Origin of the sequence: Shewanella sp. Iso12, assembly GCF_012030025.1 — a bacterium.
Lineage (GTDB): Bacteria > Pseudomonadota > Gammaproteobacteria > Enterobacterales > Shewanellaceae > Shewanella > Shewanella algae.
Genome location: NZ_JAAUHW010000009.1, coordinates 114,128 through 134,410, shown reverse-complemented (window position 1 = coordinate 134,410; position 20,283 = coordinate 114,128). Strand labels below are relative to the sequence as shown.

Sequence of the window (20,283 nt, the reverse complement as noted above, 5' to 3'; positions counted from 1 at the left end):
CCGGGTTACTCCCTCAACATGGCGGCGCGAAAATATCTGCGATAGCCCCAGAGTGAGAAGTAGAAGAGTACGACTCCGGCCATATCGGCGACAAAGTCGGCCACATCTGCGCTGCGGTAGGGCAGACGGGATTGCACCATCTCTATCAGAATGCCGTATCCGGCCAGGGTGGCAAACATCAAGTACCAGCGGGGGCGGAACGCCAGATAGGTCAGCCAGGCGAGGGCAAAGAAACTACCTATATGACCCACTTTATCCAGATTAGGGATGCTCTGTGGATAGTTAGGCTTGGAAAAAACCAGGTAGCTGATCACCGCCAGGGCAATCAACAAAGCAATTTTAAACAGCAGCTGTCGGTTAATCACAAATCACGCAGGGTTGGAAAGCTTGGCGAACATCATAGTCAAAATAAAGCCTGGCTGTCATCAGCAGACGTGGATTTATTCAGCTCGGCTTCAACTTAGGGTAGACTGGCGCTATTGGTTTGACTGATAAGTAAAAGGCGACGAAATGCCCTCATTCGATATAGTGTCAGAAGTAGATGCCGTTGAGCTGCGTAACGCGGTGGATAACAGCAAACGTGAATTGGATACCCGCTTCGATTTCCGCGGGGTGGAATTTGCGGTGGAGTATAAAGACTTTGTGGTGACCCTGTCGGCAGAGTCTGACTTTCAGTGCAATCAGATGGTGGATATTTTAAGAACCCAACTGAGCCGTCGTAATGTGGATCCCAAGGCGATGGAAGTGGATGAGAAGGCGATTCACAGCGGCAAGATGTTCTCTTTGAAGGTCAAGTTCAAACAAGGCATCGAGGCCGATGTGGCCAAGAAGCTGGTAAAACAGATCAAAGACAGCAAGGTAAAGGTGCAGGCGCAAATCCAGGGCGACTCGGTACGGGTCACAGGCAAGAAGCGTGACGACTTGCAGGCCGTGATGGCGCTGGCCCGTAATGCCGAGCTGGGCCAGCCGTTCCAGTTCAATAACTTCCGCGACTAGTCGTTAATCTGCGACTTGAGCGTATCTTGAGCAGTATCGGCCCGCTTCGGCGGGCTGTTTTTTTGCACCAGCCAAATCAGCAGCAGCACGGGCAAGCCTATGATGCTGGCGCTGACAAAGAAATTCACATAGCCAAAGGCGTTGACCCAGGCGCCGGAGAAGCCGGCAATAAACTTGGGAAACAGTAACATCACCGAAGACAGCAGTGCATACTGAGTGGCACTGTAGCCACTGCTGGTGAGGCTGGAGAGGTAGGCGATAAAGGCCGCTGTGGCGATACCGCCGCTGAAGTTGTCCACCGAAATTGCCAGGGTCAGCAGCGGCACGTTGTAGCCCACCATGGCCTGCAGGGCGAACAACAAATTGGTGGTGGCCACCAGGAAGGCGCCGACATAGAGGATTTTTATGGTGCCGAAGCGTGCCAACAACACCCCGCCGAATGCCGAGCCCACCAGGGTCATTATCAGACCATAGACCTTGCTCAGGGTGGCGATCTCTTCCTTGCTGAAGCCCATATCCACATAGAAAACATTGGCCATGATCCCCATGACGATATCCGAGATCCGGTAGCAGGAGATCAGCATAAGGATCAGAATCGCGCTCTTGCCGTAGCGGCGAAAGAAATCGATAAAGGGCAGGGCCACGGCGCTGTAGAGCCAGGAGATAAAGGCGGCCATCCTATCTGTGCCGGCCTGGGTCAACTGCTTGGCCGCCTGCTCTTGAATAGCCCTGTCTTTACTTTTGACGCCGAAGATCAGCAACCAGAGCAGCAGAATGAGCCCCATAGAGGCCAGCGTGACTGCATCTGTATTCAAGGCCTGACTCGGAAAGTAGGATTGCAGTACCTGGGTGAAGGGTTCAGCCAGGCTAAAACAGAAATAAAGCCCCAGCAGCAGGAGCAGTAACTTGCCATGGCGCAGGATAAACAGGTTGGTCGGTGCGGCCCAGACCGAGAGTCTGGGTGCCAGGTTGGCCCTGAGCCTGTCTCTGAGGTTGGCTTCCTCTTCCCCTATCGAGCTGATATCCACTGCCGGCTCTTTGGCAAAAAGTGTCGCCAGTATGCCTATGCCCATGAGGCCTGCCATTATCAGATAGGCGGTTTGCCAGCTCTGGAGATCATAGCTTTCCGGCTCGGGAGAAACCCAGGCGGCGATAGTCAGTGAGCCTGCCGTGGCTATGATCATCGCGCTGCGATAGCCTACCTGATAGGCGGCGGCCAGTGCCGCCTGCATTTTTTCCGGCGCCGACTCGATACGAAAGGCATCGACCACTATGTCCTGGGTGGCGGAGGAAAAGGCCACCATCAGCGCAAAGAGTGCCAGATGGGTGAGATCTTCCATGGGGTCACTGCCTGCCATCCCCAAAATGGCGGCTATCAGTAATAGCTGGGAGAACAGCATCCAGCCGCGGCGGCGGCCAAAGAGTTGGCTGAACAAAGGCAGGGGCATGCGATCGACCAGGGGGGACCAGGCCCACTTGAAGGCATAGATCAAGGCTACCCAGCTGAAATAGCCAATGGCAGCTCTGTCTACCCCGGCTTCCCTGAGCCAGAAAGACAGGGTGGAAAATACCAGCATCAGCGGCAGGCCGGCGGAAAAACCGAGCAGCAATAAGATGAGTACCCGTTTGTGGAAATAGATACTCAGGGCGTCTCGGGTGCTGGCAAAAAAAGATTGAGGCATGGCACGGCTTGGTGAGAGTCAAAGGCCTTAGAGTAAAAGCCCGCGCCTGCGACTTCAAGGCGTGCTTGGGTGTTTGCCCAATAAAAAATCCCCGGCAAAGCCGGGGATTGGTTGCCCGTGTCATTAAAGTGTCACCCGGGCGGGGTAGATTAACGTCTGTCTCAGGGCCTGACGCCGATACAGCCTTCGGGTATGGGGCCACCACCGAACAGGTATTCACAGCAGTCGTCCAGTTGCTGGCGCAAAAACTGGTTACCGCGCAATACCCAATCGGGCCATTTATCGAAGGCGTACAACAAGTGCCAAAATACGCGTTCGACATCCGTTTGCGCTTCCCCCTGCAAGTTCAGCTGATGCCACTCTTCCAGGGTATCCCACAGATACAATCTGACTTCATTAAATTCCAGCTTGTCGCTCAAGAATGCTTTGCCGTAATGAGCCAGTTGGGGCGCTTTCACATCGATGAACTCTTCCGGGGTCATCAGATCGCCTCCTTATGTTTGCCAGGTTCAGTATAGACAGCTTTTTGATACTGAGCCGGGCCTGGGTTAATTTCTTGGCAGAAGTGTGGCTTTCTTCAACAAAACCTGGGTAACCGGCACATCGGGCCAACCCAAGGTGCTGTTGGTGCCTGTCTCTACCAGCGCCATATTCTGCAGAACTTCAAGTCCTTGGCTGACTTCACCGAATACGGCATAGCCCCAGCGCCTGGAGGATGGGTCGAGCTTTTTGTTGTCGGCAACATTGAAGTAAAACTGGCGGGTGGCCGAATGGGGGGCATTCTCTCTGGCCATGGCTATAGTGCCTAGGCTGTTGGATAGGCCGTTGCCCGACTCATTGACTATCGGCTTGTCTGAAGGCAGTTCTTCATACTTGGGGCTGAGACCGCCGCCCTGAACCACGAAATCGGCAATAATGCGATGAAACAATGTGTTGTTGTAGTCGCCGCGCACCACATAGGTGAGAAAGTTGTCCACAGTGATGGGCGCCCGGGTGCGATCCAGCTCAACAACGATTTTGCCCATGCTGGTATCAAATTCCACTTGGGGGTAGAGATTGTCTTTTTGTATATCCAATGCCAGCGTCAGCTGACTGGTCAGCATCAATACGGCTGCGAGTATCCATCGGCTCATGACCAGATTCCTTATCATAGTGTTGCAGACGGGCCTGCCAGTGAGTCACAGACCGGTCCAATAAATTACTGCTGCAAAAAGCTGTGCAGCTCGGGGTCGTTGAGTATTTCGCCGCTCAACTGGGTGATCAGCTTGTTCATGTCCAGTTCCAGCGAGGCGAAGTCGGCACTGAATGGCCCCTTGAGTAGCCCCTTGGCCTTATAACGCTTGGTCAGGGTATGGCTGCTGTTTTTCGCCAGCAGATTGATGCTGACATTGGTTTTGGCTTCAAAGCCGAAGCTGGATTCATCCACATCAGTGAGCAGTTCAATCAGCTGCAGCTGCACCTCTTTTCCACTGGCGGGATCGATTCGGTATCCGGCCTTGGCAAAACCTTGACGGAACAGTTGATCCAGTTGGGCCCTGGGGGGCTCGGCCGGGCTGACCAGGCGTGCGGCTTTGCCATCTTCATTGAATCGCACAATAAAGTTGGCGGTGCGGGTATCCAGGGTTTGCAGCGCCAGAGCAGGCTCCAGCGAAGTCTGTGGCGTGACCGCAGGCAGTTCAGGGCTCAGGGCAATAAAGTTGGGGGTATGACTGGCGCAGCCAAAGAGCAGCGCCGACCCCAGCATCAAGGTAGCAAGCCGTTTCATAAAAATCCGAAGCTGTAAAAAAGGTGGCATCAGGATAACCAGATTTGAGTTTGGCTTCCAGCATCTGGCAATGGCAGATAACCGACTTTGGTTCAGTCAGGGTTCAGACAGCGAAGCGCAATATCCGCGCGTAAAACACTTATAAATCATGGGGGAATCGTATGAAGTACGTTATATTGGCAGCTGCACTGGTGATGCCGACCTTGATGGTACCTGCCGCCGGGGCCGCAGAAGGCAAACATGTTATCGGGGGCAGTATAGGCCTTGGAGTGCAGAATGATGATGACATCAGCCGCTTCAATCCCGATGCCGGTAACGCCGAAGACAACGACAGCTCAGACAGCTGGGGCACAGAGCTTTATTATCGCTATCATCTCACCCCAAACTGGGGTGTTGAAGCGGGTTACCTTTGGTCCGACGCCGGTATAGTCCATGCTTTTACCTCCGGCATTACCGAGTTGCAGATGGATAGCTTCGAGGCGGCGAGAGTATCCCTTTATGGCCGCTGGGGCTTTACCGAGCGCAACAGCTTCTATGCCAAGCTGGGTGCTGCCAGGGTTAAACTCGAATATCAATATACCAAAGACGGCGCCGGCTTCAATGACACTGAAAACGGCCTGCATGCGGCAGCCGGTTGGGAATATCGTTTCCGCAACAATCTGGGTATCAATACAGAATACGTGTATCTGAAGACGGATAACTTCGACTATCAAGGGGTATTCGTCGGCCTCAGTTACCGTTTCTGAATGACATAGTAAACAGTATAAAGCCCCGTATAGCGGGGTTTTTTCATTTTTGTAACATTCAAGACTTCAATCTCCGACGGCGACAGGGTAGAGTCAAGTTATTGCTCTAAAAACACCTGTTGGGAATATGTTGGAATTGAAATCCGGGCCTTTGCCGACGACTCAATCCGGGGTTGCAACTCAGGCGGCACCTGACTCTTTGATAGATGTTCACGGCCGGCCTCTGTTTGGTCATTTCGACGGGCCGCCAAAAAGCCTGGGATTGGCAGACTTTCAGCTGTTCAATGAGATGGACCGCAGGGTTTCACGCCTGAAACAGCGTTGCAGTTATAAGCAGTTTGAGTTTATTGGCCTTAACAGCCCCAGATGGATGCTGGGCGTTGCCTTGGCGGATATCGCCTATCTTGGCAGTGGTTTCTGTTATCTGTTTGATGTGCAGAGTCGTCGCATGTATCAGCAGAATCTGCTGCGGCCACCCGCTGGTTTTAACCTGAGCCGTTCGCCATGGCAGGGGGAGAGCCGTATGGGCGGCATTCACTTTCGGCGTGAGCAGGGGCAATGGCAACTGAGTCTGGATCTTAAACTACAGGGAATGCCACTTGAGGGGGAGCTGACCTTGGTTCCCGAACCGCTCAGCTTACCGATGTCGCTTTGCAGTCCAACCGGTTACAACGGTTGGACCTATACCCAGAAACACAATGCCCTCAAGGTCTCCGGCCAGTTGTCCTTCAATCATGAACCCCAGCCGCTGCTGCATGCCAGAGCCGGTTATGACTTTTCCGCAGGCTTTATGCGCCGGGAAACCAGTTGGCGCTGGGCCTCTATTAATGCCGATATTGAGGGTAAGGGGTTGGGGCTAAACCTGGCGGCCGGGGTTAACGAGACCGGCTCTTGTGAAAACGTGCTTTGGGTTGATGGTGCCAGGCATTTGCTGTCGCCGGTGCATTTTGAGTTTGACCGCATGGCAGCATCAGGCGGCCAATGGCGAGTTTGGTCTGAGCGCGGCGACCTGGAGTTGGCATTTTCGTCCTTGGGGTGCCGCAGCGAGAGGCTCAACCTGGGGTTGCTTAAAAGCAATTTTCGCCAGTATACCGGGCTGTTTTCCGGTTGGGTCAAAGACTCCCTGGGCAAGCGCCATGAGCTGGTGCAGCAGAGCGGCCTGACAGAAGATCACTTTGCCAAGTGGTGAGCTGGAATAAAAGGAATAAAAATGGATTTCAATTTACTTATTTCCCACCCTGAATGGCTGCTGCTGGTATTGGCGCCGCTGTTCTTCATCTGTATGGCATTGGAGTGGTTTTTCGGTGACCGCCTCAGACGTTTGCCTGAGAATGCCCGCTATCGGCCGGCGGAGGTTTTCTGTAACTTTGTGCTGGCAGGCATGCACCAGGGCGCCGATATTCTCACAGGGTTACTGCTGGCCAAACTGTATTTGTGGTTATTCGGCTGGCGTTTGTTCGACATTGAGATGAATGGCTGGACCTTTCTGCTGCTGATGCTGGGGCAGGACTTTTGCTATTACTGGTTCCACCGGGCCAGCCACAGATGCCGCTGGATGTGGGCAGCCCATGTAGTGCACCACAGCTCGGAAAACATGAATTTTTCCACCGCCTTTCGTCAGAGCCTGATGTACCCATTGGCGGGCATGTGGCTGTTTTGGCTGCCCTTGGTGATCATAGGCTTCGATCCCAACTGGGTGGTATTTGTGGTGCTGCTTAATCTGGGCCTGCAATTTTTTGTCCATACCCAGGCCATCAAACGTCTTGGGCCCTTGGAGTGGATATTCAACACTCCGTCTCATCACAGGGTGCACCATGGCCGCAATCCTCAGTACATAGATAAGAACTACGCCGGGGTGTTGATCATTTGGGATAGATTATTCGGCAGCTTCGAGCCGGAGCGGGAAACCGTGCGCTATGGTATTACCAAGCCGGTCAACAGCTTTAATCCTGTGACTGTCACCTTTGCCGAATGGCGCGATATGTTGGCGGAAGTAAGCCGCCCCGGGCTTAGTTTCAGGCAGCGTTGGCGTTTGTTGTTTGCGCCGCCGGCCAGTCAGGAGTTGCCCGGCTCCGGCCTCGGAGGATATGCTGATGGCCCTGACAGTTCCAAGGAAGCTAAGGAGTACTGATGAAGCTTTTTGTGTTTGACCATTGTCCCTATTGCGTCAAGGCTATGATGCTGGTGGGGCTTAAGGCGTTGCCGGTGGAGCGGGTCTATCTGCAAAACCATGATGTGGAGTCCAGAATAGCTATGGTCGGCGCCAATATGGTGCCCATTTTACAAAAAGCCGATGGCAGCTTCATGGCCGAGAGCATGGATATCGTAAGCTATCTGGATAATCTGGATGGTAAGCCGGTCATTACCCTTGCCAGCCAGGCCGATGCGGTCAGCCAATGGCAGGAGGCATCCGGTTATTTCAGCAGTCGCTTGCTCTATCCCCGCAGTGTGTTGCTCGGTCTGCCCGAATTTGGCAGCCAAGAGGCGATTGCCTGGTTTACCCAAAACAAGAGCGCCATGATAGAGATGTCTTTCGAGAAAGCGCTTGCGCAAACGGCCGATTATCTTGAGGGCCTGGCTAAGTGTTGGCCGCGGCTCGACTGGCTGCAATTGCCGTCGGAGCGGGGCAATAAGTTGAGTATTGATGATATCAACCTGTTCCCCGGCCTGAGAAACCTGACCATGGTCAAGGGGCTGGTATTCCCGGCCAGAGTGCGTGCCTATATCGAAGAAGTGGCGGCGCTGACTCAAATCGACTTGTACGACGACAGAGCCGTCTGAGCGGCTTTATCTGAGCCAGATAACTACACCCAAAAAAAGACAGGCCAGTGCTGGACCTGTCTTTTTCATTCGTTTTCACTTTAGGGCAAGTGCTACTTTAACCCGGCTTTTTCAACTCAGCTTTTTCAACACTCTCTTTGTTCAACGCTCTCTTTGTTGATGCACTGTGCGTTGTCTGTGCTCCTGAGCACGGCTGGGCTGGCGTCGCTCCGCCTGATGGCGCTGTGGCTGAGCTCGTTGCTGATGCTGCACCTTCGATTGACTCTGAGGCTGATAGTGTCTCTGTGGCTGCTGTTGTTTATCTGCCTGTTGCCGGCGCTTTTCAGCTTGTCTATAAGTAGTGTTAGTGTGCCGGTTTGAGGCCTGTTGCAACTGCCTGTCTCTGGCCTGATGTTTAACCCGCATCGTTTTGTCGGCGGCGTTGGCACTTTTATTGGCACTCCTATATGACGGCTGCTGTGACAGTTGGCGAACTTTTTGTGGCTCGCCCTTATGCATCTTCTCCCTCTTGTCAGCGGCGCGCCATTCGCGGCTATTGTGTTCCCTGCGCTGCTTTAGCTCATGCTGCAACTGCTTTTGTTGCTTGTTTCTGTCCTGATGCAGCCTCTGGCTATGGTTGAAGCTGCGGGCCTGGGATTCATAACGCTTGTGCGGCTTGTTGTATACCGCCTTATTGTAGCGTTGTTGCAGCGCCGGATGACGATAATGGGCGCCCCGTCTGTGGTGCGGGTTATGGCTCCAGCGCTGGGCTCCCTGGCTATAGGCCAGTCTTGGCCGGTAGTGATTATAGTGTTTGTGGCGATAATCGACCCAGATCACTCTGTCATGCCAATGAAAGGCGCTGAAGAAGAAGTTAAATGAAATGCTGACCCCGGCACTGCGCCAGTAAAACGGACTGGAGTGGTAGCGTACATATCCGGGGAAAGGGTCCCAATAGATAGGCGGATAGCTGCTCCAGTGCCAGTGACCATAGACACGGCGACTGTCGTAGTAAGGGACATAGATCACCTCGGTGCGGGTCGGTGCTATCACTATCTGACGTTCGTCGCGTCTGGCGTTGAGGTTACCCAGATCATTTAATGAATCGGCATCCCAGGCGGCTTGCCTCAGGGTTTGAATCCCATCCATCACCCGGCCTTCATCGGCGATAAAGGCTTCGCCCAAACGGGCGGTCCAGTCCAGATCTGTGCTCATCTTGTTCAACACTTCCGGAAAGGCGATAAGCGCCATCACACTGGGATCCCAATCCTGGTTCTCGGCTTCGGCCATCAGGCGTTCATTGCTCCAATGGCTGCGCTGTTTGCGCCATCGCTGTGCCTGCACCAGTTCCAGTGGATAGGTTGAGGCGATGAGCATATGGGTCAACAAGGTGTCCGGATAGAGAGCGATAGGGGAGAGCAGCTGCATCAGCTCGGGCTCCCGGATATCACTGCCGGATTCGGCGCCCTGCAGCGCCGTAGTTGGCAGGCCAAACAGACACAGGATAAGTACACCGTGCTGCAGCCAGATTTTCAGCTTGTTCATGGTTGCCTCCTTTAGGCCGGTATGGTTACCAGCCTGGCAAGTGAGCTAACTGAGGCCTTGCGATGCAATTCCCCATCAGTGGTTTCAGGATAAGTGGCCTTTGATGAACATAAGCTGAAGGCTTTGGGATGGCTAAATGATCTCCAAGCAACTGCCTGGGGGAAGTGGGTAGTGGAACTGAGTCTTTTGAAATGGCAGGAGTACGGCTATTTCCAGACACAGGCGGAACTGTGACCGTTGAAAACAGGGACGTTTTCGTCGAGGCTACATGGACGTATTCACGCCGTGTCACAGGATCGTCTGTGCGAAAGGCGCACCGCAGGTGATTGGCGGCTGCTTAGCCAGAAGCTAAGACCTAGTTTATTGGTGAGTTCTGGCTTAAAGCCATGATAGCCGCTGTGCCAGCGGCCTAAGGTCGTGGTGTTCCACACCACACCGGGCAAGGGGCTTTGCTTGTCCAAAGCCCCTTGCATCCCCAAGGACACCCCGACGTAGCCGAAATCCCCGCTGGCTTATGAAACAAATTGGCTACACTCAGGACTCGCCAAATGCATCCATGCATAAGGGCCAGCTCGCCATCCCAGGCTCTCGCTCATAAGCTTGTTGCTTCGCAACATTCGCCTTGCTCGACCTTCGAGCCTCGACATCCCTGTCTCGGCTACGCCAATTTGCAACAATGCCAGCGGCGGCTCCGAAGGGGGAATTGGTGCAATTCTGTGAGAACTAACTTGTTTGAAGTTACTACCTATATGCCCACAGACATACACCTAATTCCAGGCACAGGCGGAACTGTGACCTTCCGAGCCAGGGATGGCGAGGCAGAGCTTACAGGGACGTACTCGCAGCGTGTAACAGGATCGCCTGTGCGAAAGGCGCACCGCAGGTGATTGGCGGCTGCTTAGCCAGAAGCTAAGACCTAGTTTATTGGTGAGTTTTGGCTTAAAGCCATGATAGCCGCTGTTCCAGCGGCATAAAGTCGTGGAGCTTCGCCCCACACCCGACCAAGAAGGGATCAACAGCAATCCCCTCTTGGATCTCCCTTGCCGCCCCACACGGTGTCGAAAGCCCCTCGGCCTAATGGCGCAAATAACTACCGCTTCAGACGCTCATCCCTGATTCGACTGGCGCTGCTTCGGCATCCAAATCCTTCCATGGATAAAGGCCAGCTCGCCTTCCTTGGCTCGCGCTCATAAACACACTCGCCACCGGCGAGCATTCGCCCTCAGCCACGTTATTTGCGTCAACGGCTTTCTGCGACACCGAGGGGGAATTGGTGCAACTCTTCCCACACAGAGTCGTTTTAAGCTGCAGACATACACCTAATTATCAGGCATAGGCGGGACTGTGACCGTCGAAAACAGGGACGTTTTCGTCGAGGATACATGGACGTATTCACGCCGTGTCACAGGAGCGCCTGTGCGAAAGGCGCACCGCAGGTGATTGGCTACACAGTGGCCGGAAGCTCGGCCAGTACTAGGTGGGACTATGAAAAAACAGAGAATAATGCAAACACCCAGTCAATTCTGCTTCAAAAACAACCCAAATCAGGGTTTTGTTGCCTTTGTCAAAACTTGATCTTTGGCTAATTGTTTTAACATTCAATGCTGGCTATTGTATAACTAATTCAAATGCTTGGCTTTAGTACTTCCTTAAGCTTAAGGCCGAAAGCAGCAACACTTTTCCGTTTTCAGCGGAACGCAGGGACGAACAGAGTTTGGACCCGTGCGGTAGCCATAGCTTTACTTAACGCTTTTGTAGAGCTGGGTTGTAGCGTTTGAAGCGCTTATGACAAGCGCCTCAGAACTGATTTTCTATACAGTATTATTGCCGTTCCAGGAAAAATCCCGGAAATTTGCAGCTAAGTTTGCGCGTTATTTCTGTAACATTTTAGAAAATAACATTAAATTCATAAAGTTAAAAAATACAGCTGGTAGATAATAGGTTTGGAAACCGCGCATGCGCGTTTAGCTGCAAGGGATATTAAGACTAAACTCTATTATATCCAGCTAATACAAACAGATAGCGATGCGCGTTTACACTCCTCCGAGGACTAAAACGCGCATGCGCACTATACAGCTGTTATATTTGTATCAGATTTGGTGGAATTAATGAGCAATATTAATCAGTATGCAACTTGGGAGCTGTTTTTAGGCGAAATTTCTCGGAATATTAGCCCAAGTAAAGAAGAAATAGTGGAATCGTTATCGTTTCTGCAAGAGCGCCAACTGTGCTCAAAAGAGAGGTTTGATGCCATTGTGGCTGTTCGGTATATGGCATCCTATGAGCAAGCCATTAATGAGTACCTTCATCCACCAATGGACTTTAAGCAAGCTAATATTAAAGCCGAGTTAATACACTTTGGTAGCGTTTTTGAGGGGTTACTTGAGGTATTGCTGGTCAATCTATACAAAAATAGAAAAATCACACTAGACAAGTACAATGCTTGGTTTTCTTCATCAACAGCTAATGAATTGGTTATTGATGGTGAGCGACTAGCCAAAAAAAGCAAGCAAGGTAGGGTTCTCGCTATGTCTTTTAAGGCTGTGATAGATAGTCTAAAAGCATGGAATAAGAACGAAAATAATGAGGATTCCGATATGGCTGACCAACTTCGAATGATTGATATGTTACGACAAGAGCGTAATTCAGTTCACGTTAATCAAATGGTAGAAACAAGTATTCAACATGAAGAGTATCGGTTAGTTGAAGTTCGAGAAAAGTGGCTTAAGTTTGTGAGTATCGTAAACAAACAAATATAACAAAGCATTTAAGAGTGATTCGCAACGCTTGGCGTTTTCGCTTCGCTCAAGTATCGCCAAACGCCGCTCACACCTTAATGCGGCGTTAAACGTTTTTATCAACTTCAGAGCAGTAGTATTTAAAGGGGCGAAAATGAGTCAAAGTGTAATTTCGGATAATTGGTCACTGCAAAATATTGGTGAATTATTAATCGAGGGTATTGACGAAAGCAAATCACATTACATAGCAATCGATAAAGAAAATGACAGTTATTCTTACGAAGATAGCTTGAGTGCCATCATTAATACTGAAGCACTGTTTGATTTGCTTACTGATATAATTTTACGTGATCAGATTTTAGTTGAAGAAAAGTTTATCCATGCTTGGAATCATGAAGGTAATCCATTTCAAGAAGCTGTATCTCAAGGTGTCATCCGACCTTATCCTTTTCTCGTGGACTATAAAAGACTGCAAGGACCACGAGACGAATTCATTGACCGTTTGAGTCTAACATCAGATTTAAAGAAAGATCACGAAGAAAACCGTGTAGGTTTTCTTCAAAATAGATATGCTCCTCATGGTTATTTATCCCAAACTTTATGGGGTGGTGCTGGGATGTTGGCTAGAGGTTTTGTTTATGAAAAAGGATATACACCGCACCCTGTGAGAAAGCGTTTTTTTACTGATGCTGGAATAATGGTTTCAAACGAAGACTCGGTGTTAAGACTAAACCGACTAGTCTCAGAGAAAAGAGCCTCTATAGCGTCATTACACAATGCTGGTAGTGAGTTATATGCATTAAATGTAAACATGCTTCCATTGCCAATCAGAGTAATACAAGAGTCAAATACAGCGAGTGATATGATTAAAGTGGCTCTTCAATTAAGAAGTGAGTACCAAGAGCTAAGAGATTGGTTAAATTGCTATCAGCAAGCATTAAGTGATGGCAGCTATAAAGACATGAATAAATTTTCCAAAATTCTTCAATCTATCTCTTTGTACGTTGATTCAACAATTGGCTCCGTAGACTCTAACGCTCCTACATTCACAGCCGGTATTGGTGTACTTAAGGTGGCTGTAAAAGGACAGCCACTAAACACACTAGTAAACCAATTTGGCATTCGTTCCATGGTTAATAAATTGATTCTTAGCCGCAGCGGTACATCAGATCTGAAAAAATATTTAGGCTTCTTTGATCATAAAAATACAGTTGTCGGAATGAAAGTGGTTGAACATTTTTCGCAAAAAAACGTTTAACAAACGCTTTAAGACGGATTCGCAACGCGTGGCATTTTTACTATGCGTTGATTTTAGTGATTTAGGTGGTGTGCGGAAACACGGTATTGCGTTGCTCACCACTTAAGCGGGCGTTAAATGCAACAAATGAAAAGGGAGAACTTGACTAGATTCTCCCTATTTAATACAAGAATTCGGTTACTTCTCAGTTTCTTCTTCTTGGCTTGTTGACATAATACTTTTAAGCATTTGGTCTGCAGATTCTTTTGCTTTTTCGTTGAGAATCTGTGTTTCTTTTTCAATGTCTACTTCCCCACGAGCCATGATTCGGTTCACTTTTGCCCAACTCCCAACATCTTGTGGAGTTACGTGAGCATCTTTGTGAGCTCTATTAATAGCTTTAGCTGTAACTGTGTTAGCAACATCAGTATCGTACTCATTCTCGAGGTTCGTATAAGCACTCATTTCGTGGAGAGTGCGCCCTGTTCCAGTGCTTTCAGTCATCATTGACTCCTATTTGGAAGTTAAGGTTTATTTAGTTAAGTTAAGGGTTGCGTAATACACTTTGCGAAAAGATGAAATATCTAGGGCTGTAATTTCAATATCAGACTCTTGGAATAAAGCAGCAATAGCATTATCTGAAAAACCAGCATCATATAAACTCGCAACTTTTGATAGTCCATCAAACGTGTTCGAGTTATGTGCTATGTCGTTTTGAGGTCTTTCTTCAAGGCGTTTGAGACGTTGAGATACTGCAGGTGCACTGATTCCAAAGGATTCAGCGATTTTTGCTTGCGAAACACCCTTATCACGTAGCACCTGAATTGCTTGATTCTTTTCATCTCTAGTTAACTCAGCAAAGTCTTTTGAGGCGTCAGCACTCTCTGAATTAGCTTCATTAACAACTTTTGCTGCTACAGCTGCTACAGCTGCACCCATAACCCATGGAATCATGTTATTCGCTCCAGTAAAACACAAGTTAAGCTTAATTAAGGTTAATTTTCCTGTCAAGTTGCATTTAACAAAGCGTTTAAGACAGATTCGCAACGCTTGGCATTTTTGGTTTGCTTTGAATTTCGTGTTTACGGCACAATGGTTTAGGTAAGGTGGTGGCGTTGCTCACTACTTAACGCGGCGTTATGTTTCGACAGGGATCGAGTAAATGAAGCTTATTGGAAGTAAAATGGAAAGTGACTTCCGTGAAGAGTTGATCCGATCCAACGAGGCGCTTCAAGCCCGTGATTCCAAGTTAAGAATGGCACTAGAGTCTGAAGGTCATGACTACATAAATTCTTATGTTCTGCATTACGTCCCTGAGCAGCTCGAAGACCTATACACGGTGTTGGTAGGTGGGACTTACGTAGTTGACGTAGAAATCGATAAGTACGACGGCTCTAAGAGCCCAACAGTTCAGAGGCATGAGCTAAAACCCTATCTGCATGGGTTAAGTAAAATGAATCAAGTTAGGTTGGCGGTTGCGCAGGACTTGGCATGTTCAAAAACATAACAAACAAAGGCAGCATCGCCCTGCGGGCTGGACGCGCTAACGCGCGCCGCTGCTTTGGGCGTTGATATGATTCCCTTTGTCAAATAGGTAAAAGTGTCCTTACCGGAGACCCAAAAATCTCCGGTAAGGACACTCTGACAGTTGGACTTTGGCGAGTAAGTGTCGGCGGTTGACCTTGCTGATATCCGCGAGTTTGGTTATTCGCATTACTTGTGTTCGCCGCAGGAGCCTTGCCTCAGTCTAGGAGCGCGGATGTGACCGCTTAACGCCCTCGAGGGTTGCTCGCACCGCTGCCGCCGTCCGGCGCTGCCAGAGTGATTTTTAAATGTAATTCAGTACGCTTGTTGTGGCATATCGGCATCAAAACCTTGGGCTAAATCCCAAATGTAGCCTGTCAGTTCGCGAGCCACAGCGGTAACGACTTTATTGTATTCTTTGCCTCTTGCTTTTAAGGCATGAAAACGTCGACATAGGCGCTGCTGGATTTCCCATGAGCGAGTTTGCAGTTTGATGGAGTGCTCTTGTTGGCGACTTTCCAATTCCCTCGAGACCCGAGCGGGGAAACGATAGGCCCAGGCCGATTCAATAAGGATGCGTCTGGCGTGGCTATTGCCGCACTTAGTGATGCCACCACGTCGTTCCCGCTGACCACTGGAGTGTTCGCTGGGTGTCAAACCGACAAAGTTCATCAGTGAACGCGGAGAAGCAAAGCGTCTGAGGTCACCCAGTTCTGCCAATAGGGTCATAGCGGATAAGAAACGTACTCCACGCAGTACCGTCAGACGTTGCACCAGTGGGTACCAACGCCAGCTTTCGGCCAGGCTTTGCAGTTCCAATTCCAGCCGTTGCAAGCGCTCATAGCGCTCGGTAACGATATGAATGTAATGCTGAAAGGTGATTTTAGTCGCACTTTGTGGAAAGTTGATATCAGCCAGGTGGCGTCGATAGGCCTCGGTCCAGTTTTGCCGACCTGTGCAGGGATGACCATGACGCAGCAGAAAGGATTTCAGCCGTTGCCGTGCCTGGCGCAAATCGAGCATGGCATCTTCCCGGCAGCGGATAAGGTCGCGGATAGCTTCATCCCGCTCATCCGGAACATAAATAGAGTGCAAATCGCCACTACGCGCTAACCTGGCCAATGTCATGGCATCGCGTTTATCGGTTTTGACCCGGTCGCCCGGAGCTTTGGGGATGAGTGCCGGCGCTACCACCCAGCATTCAATACCACGGCGCAACAGATGGCGATAGAGCCAGAAGCCACAGGGACCAGCCTCATAAATAACACAGAGCTTGCTGGTCTTGACTGTTTGATTTTTAATGAGTTTATCGAATGAACGCAGGTTGGTTGGGATTGTGCCATGGTAATGCACGGTCTCAGCAGACTTATCAGAAACCCAGGCCACGTCAGCGGTCTCCTTGTGTACGTCCAACTCGATAAAAAGTGTGTTAGCTTTAGACATGTCGGCCTCCTGTGATTGTTTGCCTATTGGATCAACAAACAGTGTGGCTCTGGTTTAACTAATCCACGAGAAAACACGGAGGCCGACACCTGCACAGGGAATCATTATGTCTATGCATAAAAAAGGAATATGAGCATGGTCGACATTAACCGAAAAAAAGAGCTACGGTATTTGTTCTTGCACAAGCTGTACGAACTGACCAATGGAAGTGAGCTAAAAAGGATTGCGAAAGAAGATGTTGCTAAGCACTTTGATGTTACGCCACAGGAAACCCGCGATATTTGGAAGTACCTGAAAGGTGAATACCTCGCCGAACCTGTGAATATGGCCGTGTCGATTACTCATGATGGGGTCGTGGAAATTGAAAGGGCCGTAACTGAGCCAGATAAACCAACGCAGTATTTTCCACCCGTGAACATAATTAACGTTCATCAAATGCATGGCTCAGTAATTCAACAAGGAACAACAAATAGCACCCAAACAGTACAAATAACAAATGCTGAAAAAATAGCGATTAATGAATTTATTGGAAAGTTGAAAAGCGCCTTGCCAGAACTAAACTTGGATGATTCTTCGCATTCAGAAATTTCAGCTGATATAGCAACAGTCGAAGCACAAATTGGTTCGGAAAGGCCAAAGGGTGGAATCATAAAGGAAAGTCTTCTTTCCATTCAGCATGTTCTTGAAGGCGCAGCAAGTGCCGTTCTCGCTCACCAATTACTCCCATACATTCCGGCACTTCTTGCTAGTTTTGGTGGATGAAAATGCATAACAATCGGCTTCACTGGATTCACTCGCTGCGCTCGCTCTCCAGTAGGTCTGGGCGTTATGCGCTAAGGAGGAAAAATGACCGTTCATATCAGTACAGCAACAGTTTTCGCTTATGAAAACCGAAACAACAGAATGAACCTTCATTTTAACCCCATGGTTAATTTCGAAGACTGCTGGGAGTTTCCGTCAGGTTATCTAGAGAATGTACGTTGGGAGATAAAATCTGATGTATTCGGAAATCATGTGTTTGATTGTGCAATTAGTGGGTCTTCATTGCTCGAAAGCGCATTAAACGGAAATGTACTTGAGTTTCATTTAACGGTTAAAGATGTTCCTTTTGCTTATGATAATTCAGCTTGTTGGCTAAAATTTTCTGCGACACTTAATTCGCATGTTTATCGTGAGTTTCACAAAGAGTTTTGGGGTGTAGTTAAAGCAAGGTGGTCAAAAGGCTTACGTTAACCACGCGCATAACAAACGACTATGGCGTCAATCCTTTATTTTGGGAACCGAGAATATGGACACCCAGCATTAATGGCGCGGTAGTTAGCCTCCGACTGTGCTTTGTTTAAGCATTTAACAAGGAGGTTATTATGCCGCGCTCTCGCCGAACTCAAATCAGCCTTGAAGATACACCTTACTACCACTGTTGCAGCCGCGTGGTACGGCGTGCCTTTTTGTGTGGTGATGATGCCTACTCGGGTAAAAATTATGACCACCGCCGTGGTTGGGTGGAATCGTTATTGTTTGAACTGGAAGCCGTTTTTACCATTGATGTGGCCGCATTCTCCATCATGAGTAATCATCTGCATCTGGTGTTGCATATTGATATAGAGACAGCAAACCGATGGACAGACAGAGAAGTGCTTTGTAGTGCTCAAATCCCCTACCGGTGCTTGAACGCAGACCGAAAGAAGATTAAGTTATTGTTTTACAGTGGGTGGCTTGAGTTTTTGGGGAATCATTATGTCTATGCCTCTGAAGAGTTCGAGTTATGTACAGTAAAGTAAAAGCTCAGGATGAAAAGAGAGATAAACAATGGGATCGTTTAGATTCGATTATCTCTCGGAACTTTTCCGCTTCATATATGAGCAATGCTAAGTGGGTAAAGCTTTTCAAAGCAACTTGCTCATTGTACCCGAGTGTTAGTGAGATCAATTATAAACTTGTCCATTCAGGTGATGTAAAGTCTTCCATTATTGAGCAATACGAAGAACAAATTGATGAGCACTGGTTTATCGAGCCATCAATATACAAAGAGATTGAATGGATAGAATTTACATTTGATCTAAATCCAAAGCTTATAGAGTTTGTAAAAATAATTGACCAGTTAGGAAAATATGAAATTCAGCATACAACTACTGGTTTACGGATAATGGGCTATGCAAAGGCATAACAAGGCGCAGCAACGGACTGGCAAAGCTGTGCGCGGCGTTGGTGCCCAGAGGAGTTATGAGTATAAATCTAGAAAAGCACCGAAGAATGGAATTACGTAAGGCTACGGGAACTCGTGTTATTAGTCCGCCCAAGCCGGTTTCATTCCATCGCGGCCCCGAATACTTGGTTGCTCATGCATGCTTCAACTGCCGAAAAAGTTACAAAAGGCCTGTTGAGTACTCTGATAAAGAGCCAACTCCATGTCACCCATGCCCAGATTGTGGCGAATGTATGCATGAGATGGGGCGTAGCTTCAAGGCACCGAAGGCAGGTGATAAGAGGCAGTGGCGTAAGGTACAAATTCTGTTCGCTGCTGGCTTCCGGTTCGTTGGCTGCGGTTCCCATGAGGGTGCGAGGCTGCCCACTGAGCTAAGTGAGTTAGAAGATTTCTTAATCAATAATCAGGTGCATCCGCTAAAGGTAGCAGCACCTAACAATCTAATGCTGCCGGATGGTTACCGCGGTGCGGCAATCGCCGCAAGTTAGGCCGAGGAAGATATTATGAGAATTTGGCTCCTCGCTTTTTTAAGCCTCCTGTTACCAGGTTGCTCTTCGACGAATAAAACTACCTATCAACCTGTTTGTTTTCAATCTGTAGAACAAGCAATAAACATGGGGGAATCCCTGATATCTGCGGGATATTTTGAAAAAGTAAGTTACTGGGTTAACGGAGACCCCAGTATACCTGTTCGTGGGTTGGGTTTGGAATGGGATGGATTCGAACATTCAAAGTATTGTCCCAGCGGCGGGTATCCTGTCCTCATCTCTTACCTGGATAAGGATGAACTTGGGAACTCTGAAATAGTAATTAAATGGGCTCAAATAGTTTTTAAAAATATGCTTAAGGAACGAGGCATTGAAACATAACGAGTGACGGTGGCATTCCGTCAATAAGTATTTCACTAATTGTGATAGCTTTCGTCTCATTTGGGTTCGATTTTTCATCATGGTATTGAGCATAACTAACAACTTTCGCATATAGGCTATCAACGCTACTTAGGGCAGCGGTTATTTCCCGAGGAGGGATTGGTACAATTCTGCAAGAATAGTGTTGCTTGAAGTTGCTTATATTCCCGCAGACATACACCTATTTTCCAGGCTCAGGCGGGACTGTGACCTTCCGAGCCAGGGATGGCGAGGCAGAGCTTACAGGGACGTACTCGCAGCGTGTAACAGGATCGCCTGTGCGAAAGGCAGTTCTCGGACGTCCTGTCCTTCACTGCATTCAGGCTTCCTGCCTATCCGCACCGCAGGTGATTGGCCACAACTTAGCTAGCCGCTAGGATCAAGTTCATTGGTGAGTTTTGGCTTGAAGCAATGCTAGCCACTGTGCCAGTGGCCTAACGTCGTGGAACAAATGCATTCATGCACAACGGCCAGCTCACCATCCCTGGTTTGCGCTCGAAAGCATGTTGCTGCTCAACTCTCACCGTCTCACGGAATTGTCTGTGCGAAAGGGCAGTTCTCGGACATCCTGTTCTTCACTGCATTCGGGCTTCGTGCCCATCCCAGCGGCAGGCTGAAACATCCATTGCCGGAAACTTGGGCTGTGCTTGTTGGCACATCAAGGGGGGCATTATCGCCATTTGGCAAGATTAGCCTTGTTTGAAATCGGTAAGGGTGGGGAATGAATGTACTA

The 20,283-nt window shown here is 49.2% G+C and carries 21 protein-coding genes and 1 pseudogene; 13 read left to right on the top strand and 9 right to left on the bottom strand.

The annotated features are described in order from the left end of the window. Positions 1–5: 5 nt before the first annotated feature. Positions 6–365: a VanZ family protein gene (locus HCX89_RS15390; protein WP_028779729.1), complete on the bottom strand. Its 360-nt coding sequence runs from the start codon at positions 363–365 to the stop codon at positions 6–8. A 145-nt stretch (positions 366–510) separates the two neighbouring features. On the opposite strand from HCX89_RS15390, the gene HCX89_RS15385 reads away from it, so the two are divergent. Beyond that, positions 511–996 (top strand): YajQ family cyclic di-GMP-binding protein, encoded by a 486-nt coding sequence (locus HCX89_RS15385; RefSeq protein WP_062793931.1) that lies wholly within the window; start codon positions 511–513, stop codon positions 994–996. Here the strand turns inward: HCX89_RS15385 and HCX89_RS15380 are convergent. From HCX89_RS15380 to HCX89_RS15365, 4 genes are all read right to left on the bottom strand, one after another. After that, positions 993–2,678 (bottom strand): MFS transporter, encoded by a 1,686-nt coding sequence (locus tag HCX89_RS15380; RefSeq protein ID WP_117199846.1) that lies wholly within the window; start codon positions 2,676–2,678, stop codon positions 993–995. The genes HCX89_RS15385 and HCX89_RS15380 overlap by 4 nt on opposite strands. Positions 2,679–2,839: 161 nt before the next feature. Beyond that, positions 2,840–3,160: a hypothetical protein gene (locus HCX89_RS15375; RefSeq protein ID WP_025011704.1), complete on the bottom strand. Its 321-nt coding sequence runs from the start codon at positions 3,158–3,160 to the stop codon at positions 2,840–2,842. A 66-nt stretch (positions 3,161–3,226) separates the two neighbouring features. After that, complete coding sequence (locus tag HCX89_RS15370; RefSeq protein ID WP_167716605.1) at positions 3,227–3,811, bottom strand: peptidylprolyl isomerase; 585 nt, start codon at positions 3,809–3,811, stop codon at positions 3,227–3,229. A 65-nt stretch (positions 3,812–3,876) separates the two neighbouring features. Further along, the gene (locus HCX89_RS15365; protein WP_025889928.1) at positions 3,877–4,443 is read right to left on the bottom strand and encodes a YajG family lipoprotein; all 567 of its coding nucleotides are present in this window, start codon (positions 4,441–4,443) and stop codon (positions 3,877–3,879) included. A 161-nt stretch (positions 4,444–4,604) separates the two neighbouring features. On the opposite strand from HCX89_RS15365, the gene HCX89_RS15360 reads away from it, so the two are divergent. From HCX89_RS15360 to grxB, 4 genes are all read left to right on the top strand, one after another. Continuing rightward, positions 4,605–5,189: a porin family protein gene (locus HCX89_RS15360; protein ID WP_052678777.1), complete on the top strand. Its 585-nt coding sequence runs from the start codon at positions 4,605–4,607 to the stop codon at positions 5,187–5,189. 127 nt (positions 5,190–5,316) lie between these two features. Next, entirely contained in the window at positions 5,317–6,378 is a 1,062-nt protein-coding gene (locus tag HCX89_RS15355) for a DUF2804 domain-containing protein (RefSeq protein ID WP_071237188.1), read from the top strand. 21 nt (positions 6,379–6,399) lie between these two features. Then, positions 6,400–7,320, top strand: coding sequence for a sterol desaturase family protein (locus tag HCX89_RS15350; protein WP_167716603.1), 921 nt, complete (start codon positions 6,400–6,402; stop codon positions 7,318–7,320). Beyond that, on the top strand, positions 7,320–7,970 hold the full coding sequence (grxB, locus tag HCX89_RS15345; RefSeq protein ID WP_167716601.1) for a glutaredoxin 2: 651 nt from the start codon (positions 7,320–7,322) through the stop codon (positions 7,968–7,970). The genes HCX89_RS15350 and grxB overlap by 1 nt, the downstream gene beginning before the upstream one ends. Positions 7,971–8,111: 141 nt before the next feature. Here the strand turns inward: grxB and HCX89_RS15340 are convergent, their stop codons facing one another. Continuing rightward, positions 8,112–9,494 (bottom strand): DUF3300 domain-containing protein, encoded by a 1,383-nt coding sequence (locus tag HCX89_RS15340; RefSeq protein ID WP_167716599.1) that lies wholly within the window; start codon positions 9,492–9,494, stop codon positions 8,112–8,114. A gap of 2,108 nt (positions 9,495–11,602) precedes the next feature. On the opposite strand from HCX89_RS15340, the gene HCX89_RS15335 reads away from it, so the two are divergent. Further along, positions 11,603–12,253 (top strand): hypothetical protein, encoded by a 651-nt coding sequence (locus tag HCX89_RS15335; RefSeq protein WP_104973998.1) that lies wholly within the window; start codon positions 11,603–11,605, stop codon positions 12,251–12,253. Positions 12,254–12,386: 133 nt separating this feature from the next. Beyond that, on the top strand, positions 12,387–13,490 hold the full coding sequence (locus HCX89_RS15330) for a hypothetical protein (protein WP_167716597.1): 1,104 nt from the start codon (positions 12,387–12,389) through the stop codon (positions 13,488–13,490). Positions 13,491–13,667: 177 nt separating this feature from the next. Here HCX89_RS15330 and HCX89_RS15320 read toward each other — a convergent pair whose 3' ends face one another. Both HCX89_RS15320 and HCX89_RS15315 read right to left on the bottom strand, forming a co-directional pair. Beyond that, positions 13,668–13,976, bottom strand: coding sequence for a hypothetical protein (locus HCX89_RS15320; protein ID WP_167716559.1), 309 nt, complete (start codon positions 13,974–13,976; stop codon positions 13,668–13,670). A 24-nt stretch (positions 13,977–14,000) separates the two neighbouring features. After that, the gene (locus HCX89_RS15315) at positions 14,001–14,423 is read right to left on the bottom strand and encodes a winged helix-turn-helix domain-containing protein (protein ID WP_138955695.1); all 423 of its coding nucleotides are present in this window, start codon (positions 14,421–14,423) and stop codon (positions 14,001–14,003) included. Positions 14,424–14,631: 208 nt separating this feature from the next. Between HCX89_RS15315 and HCX89_RS15310 the strand changes: the two genes are divergently transcribed. Continuing rightward, on the top strand, positions 14,632–14,976 hold the full coding sequence (locus tag HCX89_RS15310) for a hypothetical protein (protein WP_144136023.1): 345 nt from the start codon (positions 14,632–14,634) through the stop codon (positions 14,974–14,976). A 332-nt stretch (positions 14,977–15,308) separates the two neighbouring features. Here HCX89_RS15310 and HCX89_RS15305 read toward each other — a convergent pair whose 3' ends face one another. Further along, positions 15,309–16,436, bottom strand: a complete 1,128-nt coding sequence (locus HCX89_RS15305; RefSeq protein WP_167716595.1) for an IS110 family transposase — start codon at positions 16,434–16,436, stop codon at positions 15,309–15,311. A gap of 135 nt (positions 16,437–16,571) precedes the next feature. Here HCX89_RS15305 and HCX89_RS15300 point away from each other — a divergent pair, with 135 nt between their 5' ends. The 5 genes and pseudogenes from HCX89_RS15300 (at position 16,572) to HCX89_RS15280 (ending at position 19,511) form a co-directional block, all read left to right on the top strand. Next, on the top strand, positions 16,572–17,198 hold the full coding sequence (locus HCX89_RS15300; protein WP_167716593.1) for a hypothetical protein: 627 nt from the start codon (positions 16,572–16,574) through the stop codon (positions 17,196–17,198). Between the two features lie 84 nt (positions 17,199–17,282). After that, a complete protein-coding gene (locus HCX89_RS15295; RefSeq protein WP_167716591.1) occupies positions 17,283–17,669 on the top strand; it encodes a hypothetical protein in 387 nt (128 codons plus the stop codon). A 131-nt stretch (positions 17,670–17,800) separates the two neighbouring features. Continuing rightward, a pseudogene (locus HCX89_RS15290) lies at positions 17,801–18,076 on the top strand (transposase); the annotation flags it as partial. A 125-nt stretch (positions 18,077–18,201) separates the two neighbouring features. Beyond that, positions 18,202–18,603 carry a DUF6678 family protein gene (locus HCX89_RS15285; RefSeq protein ID WP_167716589.1) on the top strand — a complete coding sequence of 134 codons (402 nt, stop codon included), beginning with the start codon at positions 18,202–18,204 and terminating at the stop codon, positions 18,601–18,603. Between the two features lie 542 nt (positions 18,604–19,145). Beyond that, complete coding sequence (locus HCX89_RS15280; RefSeq protein ID WP_167716587.1) at positions 19,146–19,511, top strand: hypothetical protein; 366 nt, start codon at positions 19,146–19,148, stop codon at positions 19,509–19,511. The last annotated feature ends 772 nt before the right edge of the window (positions 19,512–20,283 follow it).